Source organism: Trichococcus sp. (genome assembly GCF_049589555.1).
GTDB lineage: Bacteria > Bacillota > Bacilli > Lactobacillales > Aerococcaceae > Trichococcus.
The window spans coordinates 1-1,716 of record NZ_JBAWAZ010000318.1 but is presented as its reverse complement, the minus strand read 5'-3'; the positions used below and the strand labels follow the sequence as shown (position 1 = coordinate 1,716).

General features: G+C 40.3%; 2 protein-coding genes and 1 pseudogene. All 3 read right to left on the bottom strand.

Translation table 11 applies throughout. The features are described from left to right. Positions 1-295: alpha/beta fold hydrolase (locus WBV27_RS11280; protein WP_424202122.1), on the bottom strand; the 295-nt coding region annotated here is incomplete at its 3' end. Positions 296-322: 27 nt separating this feature from the next. Continuing rightward, positions 323-1,330: an NADP-dependent oxidoreductase gene (locus tag WBV27_RS11275; RefSeq protein WP_424202120.1), complete on the bottom strand. Its 1,008-nt coding sequence runs from the start codon at positions 1,328-1,330 to the stop codon at positions 323-325. A gap of 130 nt (positions 1,331-1,460) precedes the next feature. Beyond that, positions 1,461-1,716, bottom strand: a pseudogene (locus WBV27_RS11270) (TetR/AcrR family transcriptional regulator); the annotation flags it as partial.

Sequence of the window (1,716 nt, the reverse complement as noted above, 5' to 3'; positions counted from 1 at the left end):
TAAACCCCAGTGCCTTAATAAAAGCTATAGCATCTTCGGCCATTTCTTTTATTGTACCGGGCACTTGTCCACTGGATAAGCCTACCCCTTTGTTATCGAACGTAATCACCCAATGATGTTTTGCGATGCCGTCAATTATTCTTGGATCCCAGTTATCGAGATTCGCTGATAAATGGGTGAAGAATACAATGGGAATCCCTGTTTTTTTCCCTAATTCACGGTACGCATACGTTATTCCATTAGCCGCTATGATGCTTTTATTTGGAGCATGAACATATGTCTCACTTTCTTGCATACTTGTACGTCCTCATTTCTGTTTTTATCATTCGGAAACCTTGATGACTACTTTCCCTTTTGGATGTCCACTCGCTACCAGACGCAAGGCTTCATTTACTTGATTTAGCGTAAATTCAGTCGGATCGACAGCCGGGATAATATTATTTTCTTCAATGATTTTTGAGATTTCTTCCAACTGTGAACCATCGGAACGAACAAATATAAAACGATACGCCACACCATGCTTTTTAGCTTTCCTATCAAATTTCGCCCCCGCTAAAGCGAATAGCAGTTGTTTCCACTTTGGAAACCCATGATCTTTTGCAAACTGTTTATTTGGGCCTGTTCGCAGGCTCAGCAATCTTCCTCCTGGTTTGATTATCGACAATTCCCGATCGAATTCAGCAGCCCCGAGTGTATCAATGACAAAATCCACTCCCTTTAAAATTTCCCAATAATTTTCTTTCGTGTAATCAATGTATTGAGTGGCACCGGCAGCGAGAATCTGTTCACGAGAAGAGGGATTCCCTGATACAATGACATTTAATCCCATGGCTTTAGCTATGGGAACAGCCATTTGCCCGAAACTCCCTGACCCACCTGGAATGAAGACTGTTTGCCCAGCTTTAGCATTCAGTTCTTCGTGCAAGCCTTGATACGCTGTCAGGCCAGTTAAAGGAGCAGCTGCCCCTGTAACAAAGTCGAGATTCTTGGGTAAATGCCAAATTGCCTTAGCATCCACCGCGACAAATTCAGCGAAAGCACCTATTTTTTCCAACGGAAGTCTCGTATAAATCGCATCGCCTTTCTTGAATCCTGAAACAAGTTTTCCAACCTCAGAAATCACACCGGTCAATTCATTGCCGATCGTTAGAGGCATCTCGTAATCTTGGATTAGTTTGACGCTTCCTGTGATGTTCAGTATTTCCAAATGATTGACAGCTGCTACCTTTACTTTCACTAAAACTTCGTGATCACTAATCTCTGGGATAGGAATTTCTACAACTTCTGTTTCAATTTTTTTTGAGTATTTTTTGATTTGAACTGCTTTCATATTCATGTCTCCTTTGTTTATATACTGATGATGACTCCATTTGAGAACGAACATTCTCAAAAGAGTAAAAAAAATGGATGATCGGTGATTACAAATTTATCCGCTTCTACAAAATTTGTAATCACCATCATCATTGATCATTTTTCAATATTGATAGCGTCAAATCGATCGTTGAATCGAACTCTTTTGGATTGGCTGTCATTTTCACTAATACCCTAACACCGATAAGCGCATTATGTATATAACGTGTGAGTTCGCTGATATCAAATGAACGGGCAACTTCCCCTCTTGCTTGTCCTCTGATCAATAGATCCGCTATCAAATTTTCAGTCTGCTTGAAAGCGGACTTTATTCTTTGAGAAACTTCATTATCAAGCAATGACAAC